Source organism: Trichocoleus sp. FACHB-40, assembly GCF_014695915.1.
Lineage (GTDB): Bacteria > Cyanobacteriota > Cyanobacteriia > Cyanobacteriales > FACHB-T130 > Funiculus > Funiculus sociatus.
This window is the reverse complement of the sequence record NZ_JACJPF010000061.1, coordinates 40066-46155: the sequence shown is the minus strand read 5'-3', so window position 1 is coordinate 46155 and position 6090 is coordinate 40066. Positions and strand designations below refer to the sequence as shown.

Genomic DNA, 6090 nt, shown 5'->3' with positions numbered 1-6090 from the left:
CAGGGAAACAGTAGCAAACCTGACCAGCCGACGAAGACGAAGCGATCGCGCTTTAGCCAGTCGTCTACGGAGTCAAACCAACCCCGTTCGTTAGTAGCGCGTCCGACTGCAATAGTCATGACAGCAAATCTCCAAATGTTATAAGTACAGCAATCGTCTTTTTTGCCTGCTTTCTCTGTCAATCAGACAGGATAGGCAGAAAACAAAGTTTGATGTCAACTCAGTTTACGATTCTTTACTGAGTTTAATCTTATTATGTACAAATTGCACAGTTTTGGCGCAATTTGTTTTACTGAATTTAATATTTGTCCGGAGAGCGAGCGCGCCGATTGCACCTCTACCAGGCAGTTGTAGGGTCCCAAGGCTGTCTTCGTCTCAATAAGTACAAGTCACTCATATAAGTTACTCCCTTCCCCCCGACAGGCATCAACACCCTTCGCGTCTGAGATACTAGGACTAGGAGCCTATATTTAGACTGCATTACCTCTCATGTTCACCATCGACTTAATTCTGAAAAATACGCCCATGCCGTTGTCGGTGCAACGGAAGTCAGATGAAGATGCCCAAGCTCTTTATCAGGAAATTATGACAGCGATGCGTGGCAACGCCACTGTGTTAGAACTAACTTGCGATCGCCAAACGGAGAAAAAAGTCGCCCTACTTAGCAGTGAGATTGTTGCCGTGCAAATCTCTCAGAAATCCAGTACAGCAGCAACTGGAAGACCCCCAGGCTTTTACGCCCTCGCTGACGGATGAGACAAGAAGGACAAAGGATGAGAGATAAAGGATGAATAATTCTCCCAATCTCATCCCTTGTCTCCCCCTCTTCCCCTTTCCCCTCTCCCCATCTCCCCTTGCTCATGACCGATCCTGCCATTCGAGTGCAAGACCTCTGCTTCAGCTGGCCTTCTGGAGCAAAAGTTTTACAGTCCTGCTCTCTAGAAGTCCCTAAAGGTGAATTTTGGATGCTATTGGGAACCAACGGTAGCGGCAAATCCACTTTGTTGAGGTTGCTAGCTGGGCTTTTGGCTCCCCAATCCGGTAAAATTCAGATTCTGCAACCTGTTGGCTTTGTCTTTCAGAATCCCGATCATCAGCTGGTGATGCCAACTGTGGGCGCAGATGTTGCCTTTGGGCTGGTGGAGGAAAATCTTTCGCCTGCGGAGGTAAGCGGACGGGTAGAACAGGCACTGGCGGCAGTAAATTTACTGTCGCTCTCCCGACGACCCATCTACGCTCTCAGCGGCGGTCAAAAGCAGCGAATAGCGATCGCCGGTGCGATCGCCCGACGCTCAGAAGTCTTACTATTGGATGAACCTAGCGCTCTGCTCGATCCAGATTCTCAGATGGATCTGGTGGGACAAGTGCAACGCTTAGTTAAAAGTAGGGGACTAACTGCCCTGTGGGTTACGCATCGGTTAGACGAGTTAAATTATGCTGACGGCGCATTCTTACTAGAGCAGGGCTTAGTTGTGGATCGAGGGGAGCCAAAACGCTTGAAAGCTCGCCTCCTGCAAACTCAGGAGTTATGAGTTTTAAGTTAATAATTCTTGAGATTCTTTGCTCTCATTACTTGAAATGGGTAGCAGACATTTTATAGAATTATCATTAAAAAAGTAAATACTCGTAATTAATGTTAAGGTAATGAAATAGTTATTTTTACCTAAAACTTACTTACCTTGGAAAAATGCCACGCCCTTCACCGCAAGCTGTTTTGCTCGTTGACGGATACAACGTGATCGGATTATGGTCTTACCTACAAGAGACCCGCGATCGCGATGGGCTGGAATACGCTCGTAAAGCCCTAGTCGAGGCATTAGTTAACTATAGTGCTTACAAAGGCTTTGATACTCAGGTTGTCTTTGATGCCCAGTACCAAGATACGCGGGGCTATTGCGAACCTGTCACGAACGTTTTATCTGTTTATTACACCGATTTTGGGCAGACAGCAGACACGTACATAGAAAAAGCCTGTGCTTCCTATAGTCGCAACTTTTCCAGAAACTCGCCGCGATTGATTGTTGCTACATCCGACAGGGCGCAGCAACTAACAGTAGTCGGGTATGGGGCAGAATGTATGTCAGCCCTACAGCTAAGCTACGACGTGGAATCTACAGCTAATTGCCTGCGGCGGAGAAATAAACCTAAGAAAAAATCATCAGGTCGGTTTTTAGCTGATTCTATTGATGCGAAAGCCCGCCAGCGCCTAGCTGAATGGCGTTTAGACCAAAAATAGTACAGCGCCCAGCAAGTGTACAAACCGCTTTGTGGACTCGGAAATATTAAGGAAATATAAAAAGTTTGCTAAAGGGCTTGCCAAATACTAGGAGTTGTAGATAAGATAAGTAACTGTTGAAAAGAAAAAGCTAACGTTCCTCAGTAGCTCAGTGGTAGAGCGATCGACTGTTAATCGATTGGTCGCAAGTTCGAATCTTGCCTGGGGAGTTTGATTAATTTAAGGATGAAGCATGAAGGAAGAAATGTCAGTTAGACTTCATCCTTCAGAGTTTCAGAAATTATGGTCGCTCGACGAGGCTGTAACGTTCCTGAATCACGGATCGTTTGGTGCCACTCCTGTGCCAGTGTTGGAAAAGCAGCAAAGCCTGCGATCGCAACTAGAACGAGAACCAGTAAGATTTTTTGTCCGAAAGTATGAGGAACTGCTAGACGCTGCAAGAAAAGAACTTGCAGCGTTTGTAGGTGCCGATCCTGGAGACTTGGTGTTTGTACCGAATGCCACAACAGGGGTGAATTCAGTATTGCGATCGCTCCGGTTATCCCCAGAAGACGAATTACTGACGACAGACCAAGAATACAACGCCTGCCGCAACGCTCTCAATTTTATTGCTAGTCGTACTGGGGCGCGAGTCGTAGTCGCGACAGTACCTTTCCCGATCACATCGCCAGAACAAGTAATCCAAGCGGTGATGGACAAAGTTCGACCGCAAACCAAGCTAGCACTCTTAGATCATATAACCAGCCAAACCGGGCTGATATTTCCCATCCAGCAGCTAGTGCGCCAGCTTGCAGCTTGCGGCGTTGATACACTAATAGACGGCGCTCATGCACCGGGGATGGTGCCTCTGAACCTGGAAGAAATTGGGGCAACTTATTACACTGGCAACTGTCATAAATGGCTGTGTGCGCCAAAAGGTGCGGCATTCCTGTACGTGCGACGAGAGAAGCAGCCGGAAATTCGTCCGTTAACGATTAGCCACGGTGCTAACTCGGCCCGTCAAGAGCGATCGCGCTTTCATCTAGAATTCGACTGGACAGGCAGCCATGATCCTACAGCTTACCTGTGTGTACCAGAAGCAATTCAGTTTATGCGATCGCTACTACCGGGCGGATGGCAGGAGTTGATGCAGCGCAACCGCACAATGGTTTTGGCAGCAAGGCAAACCCTTTGTGAGAGGCTTTTAGTATCGCCGCCCTGCCCCGATGAGATGATCGGTTCCCTGGCGGTTGTCCCTTTGCCGGATGATGCGGATGACGTTGGAGGAGAAACAAGATTGCTCCCGCCGCTACAAGATGCCTTGTGGGAGCGTTTTGGGATTGAGGTGCCAATAATATTTTTTCCCGCACGCCCCAAGCAGCTAGTTCGCATCTCCGCTCAAATTTACAACACGCCAGCACAGTATGAATATTTAGCGAATGCGATCGCATCCTTACTCGGATAGTGAAATCTACCTAAACTGTGATGCAGGCTCTAACTCCAGTGATATACCCTGATAGCGATCGCAGTTTAGGCAGGGAGATATGCGGCAATTACTGGTGCAGGTGTCACGCGGAAGCGGGCAAGAAGTTATCGACATCGCTAAGAGTTGTGATGGAGCAAACCTTGCCCTCCTAGAAGCCACTGGGACTGAAGGGCCGTTGGATCTAGCGATCGTTAATGTTCCTAATGGGAAAGTTGAGCAGCTGTTGTCACAACTGGAAAAGCTCCCAAATGCCCACATCACGCTAATTCCCCGTGGGGTGATTACCTTACAGCCACCACCTTCTGAGGCACCACAGCAGGTTAAAGATGTCGGCAATCGCGCTCCCGTAGAAGTGTTTCTCGGAGGTTTGCAAAGCGTCGGTTCCTGGCGAGGATTTTTGGGGTATGCAGCAGCAGCAGGCTTTGTTGTCTGGATTGGCTTATTTACCAATACTACCTATTTGCTAGTTGCTGCCATGTTAATTGCGCCGTTCGCGGGGCCAGCCATGAACGTAGCGATCGCTACAGCACGCGGTGATAGAACATTGCTCAAACGTAGCCTCTTAAGATATGTTGCAGCGCTGGCGGTAACAATCACCGTAACTGGCCTACTTAGCCTGCTATTAAGGCAGGAAGCCGCCACAGAACAAATGATTAGCACCAGTAATCTTTCCACAGTAGCAGTAATGCTGCCCCTAGTTGCAGGTGCGGCTGGAGCCTTGAACCTGGTGCAATCTGAGCGGAGTAGTTTGGTATCGGGGGCAGCGGTGGGAACCCTGGTGGCGGCTTCACTTGCACCCCCTGCGGGATTAATTGGGATGGCGATCGCCATTGGTCAATGGGATCTGGCGCTTAACGGCTTCTTTGTGTTATTGCTGCAATTGGTTGGGATTAACTTTTCAGGAGCGATCGTCTTCCGCCTCTACGGACTCTCCCCTCGCGGCGCTCGTTACGACAGAGGGAAAAATTGGGTTTTTCCCTCCGGTCTTACAGCTACAATTTTGGCTTTAGCGGGTTTGCTGACTTGGCAGTTCTCTAATCCCCCGCAATTGCAGCGTTCCAGCCGCGCCCAACGTGCTGTTGGCGAGATTCAGAAGGTGCTGAATGGAAGTGATTTAGCCGACCTGGTGGAGGCGAATGTCCGTTTCACCCGTGCCGATATTAAAGGTCAAAACACTATGCTCGGCACCATCTACGTTCAACGTCGCGAAGGCATTACCATGCCTACCGAAGAAATTCGCACCCAGATCGAACGCAATATCCAAAGCCACTTACTTGAGCAAGGGTTCAATGCTACGCCGTTGATTGATGTCAGCGTTCTGGAAGCGCCAACCAGTAATTTATAAAATTTTGTCCATATCAGCAGAATGCCGCTGCTGTTGCCAAATATATTTTTTCCTCAACCAGTCTTTTTGATGGTGGTTGGGAAATATTAAGTTGTATTACCGTCGGAAAACGGTTATTACTTAACCTGTATAGCGATTTTTTGAATAATACAAGACTATCTTTAGGAAGAATTTATAATCTTGCGTATAATCTGTACAGGAATCTTTGTATTTCTATGAAGGTTCTTATTGAAAGTTAAAAAAAACTGTAGCTATAAATTTCTAGTGATGCCCCGGATACTCGTCATCGACGACGACGCTGCGATCGCAGAATTAGTCTCAATCAATCTGGAAATGGCTGGATACGATGTCAGCCAAGCACCAGACGGCATAAAAGGTCAGGCTTTGGCTATGCAACTGCAACCAGACCTGATCATGCTCGACTTGATGCTGCCCAAGGTAGACGGCTTCACTGTCTGCCAGCGCTTGCGGCGGGATGAGCGTACTGCCGATATTCCGGTGCTAATGTTGACAGCACTGGGTCAGACTCAAAATAAAGTAGAAGGCTTTAATGCTGGTGCCGATGATTACCTGACCAAGCCGTTTGAAGTGGAAGAAATGCTGGCACGAGTGCGGGCGTTGTTGCGACGTACAGACCGCATCCCTCAAGCAGCCAAACACTCGGAAATCCTCAGCTATGGGCCGATAACGTTAGTACCAGAAAGATTTGAGGCTATCTGGTTCAGTGGAACGGTTAAGCTAACTCATCTGGAGTTTGAACTATTGCACTGCTTACTCCAAAGGCACGGTCAAACTGTCTCTCCCAGTGAAATTCTGCGGGAAGTCTGGGGGTATGACCCGGATGATGACATAGAAACCATTCGGGTGCATATCCGGCACTTAAGAACGAAGCTAGAGCCAGATCCGCGTCACCCACGCTATATCAAAACTGTGTATGGTGCAGGCTATTGTCTGGAGTTGCCAAACGCTGAACAAATGACCGCAGACGCGGTTTAAAAGGGAAAAGGCTCTCATACAAAAGGCAAAACAAAGAGAGAAAACTCT

6 protein-coding genes, 1 tRNA gene and 1 pseudogene are annotated in these 6090 nt (G+C 48.3%); 7 read left to right on the top strand and 1 reads right to left on the bottom strand.

Features of this window, described 5'->3' with window-relative positions:
* Positions 1 to 119: pseudogene (locus H6F63_RS14400) on the bottom strand (photosystem II D2 protein (photosystem q(a) protein)); the annotation flags it as partial.
* 370 nt (positions 120 to 489) lie between these two features.
* Here H6F63_RS14400 and H6F63_RS14395 point away from each other — a divergent pair.
* The 7 genes from H6F63_RS14395 (at position 490) to H6F63_RS14365 (ending at position 6042) form a co-directional block, all read left to right on the top strand.
* Positions 490 to 756 (top strand): hypothetical protein, encoded by a 267-nt coding sequence (locus H6F63_RS14395; protein WP_190425408.1) that lies wholly within the window; start codon positions 490 to 492, stop codon positions 754 to 756.
* A gap of 104 nt (positions 757 to 860) precedes the next feature.
* The gene (locus H6F63_RS14390) at positions 861 to 1532 is read left to right on the top strand and encodes an ABC transporter ATP-binding protein (RefSeq protein ID WP_190425411.1); all 672 of its coding nucleotides are present in this window, start codon (positions 861 to 863) and stop codon (positions 1530 to 1532) included.
* A gap of 155 nt (positions 1533 to 1687) precedes the next feature.
* Positions 1688 to 2236, top strand: a complete 549-nt coding sequence (locus H6F63_RS14385) for an NYN domain-containing protein (RefSeq protein ID WP_190439033.1) — start codon at positions 1688 to 1690, stop codon at positions 2234 to 2236.
* 137 nt (positions 2237 to 2373) lie between these two features.
* A tRNA-Asn gene (locus H6F63_RS14380) sits at positions 2374 to 2445 on the top strand.
* Between the two features lie 23 nt (positions 2446 to 2468).
* Entirely contained in the window at positions 2469 to 3680 is a 1212-nt protein-coding gene (locus H6F63_RS14375) for an aminotransferase class V-fold PLP-dependent enzyme (protein WP_190638312.1), read from the top strand.
* Positions 3681 to 3759: 79 nt separating this feature from the next.
* Positions 3760 to 5046, top strand: coding sequence for a DUF389 domain-containing protein (locus H6F63_RS14370; protein WP_190638311.1), 1287 nt, complete (start codon positions 3760 to 3762; stop codon positions 5044 to 5046).
* Positions 5047 to 5313: 267 nt separating this feature from the next.
* Positions 5314 to 6042: a response regulator transcription factor gene (locus tag H6F63_RS14365; protein WP_190425424.1), complete on the top strand. Its 729-nt coding sequence runs from the start codon at positions 5314 to 5316 to the stop codon at positions 6040 to 6042.
* The last annotated feature ends 48 nt before the right edge of the window (positions 6043 to 6090 follow it).

Bases quoted from the DNA above. Each gene is read 5' to 3' on its own strand.
- H6F63_RS14375 (WP_190638312.1), top strand. From the start codon at position 2,469: ATGAAGGAAGAAATGTCAGTTAGACTTCATCCTTCAGAGTTTCAGAAA.
- H6F63_RS14385 (WP_190439033.1), top strand. From the start codon at position 1,688: ATGCCACGCCCTTCACCGCAAGCTGTTTTGCTCGTTGACGGATACAAC.
- H6F63_RS14365 (WP_190425424.1), top strand. From the start codon at position 5,314: ATGCCCCGGATACTCGTCATCGACGACGACGCTGCGATCGCAGAATTA.
- H6F63_RS14395 (WP_190425408.1), top strand. From the start codon at position 490: ATGTTCACCATCGACTTAATTCTGAAAAATACGCCCATGCCGTTGTCG.
- H6F63_RS14370 (WP_190638311.1), top strand. From the start codon at position 3,760: ATGCGGCAATTACTGGTGCAGGTGTCACGCGGAAGCGGGCAAGAAGTT.
- H6F63_RS14390 (WP_190425411.1), top strand. From the start codon at position 861: ATGACCGATCCTGCCATTCGAGTGCAAGACCTCTGCTTCAGCTGGCCT.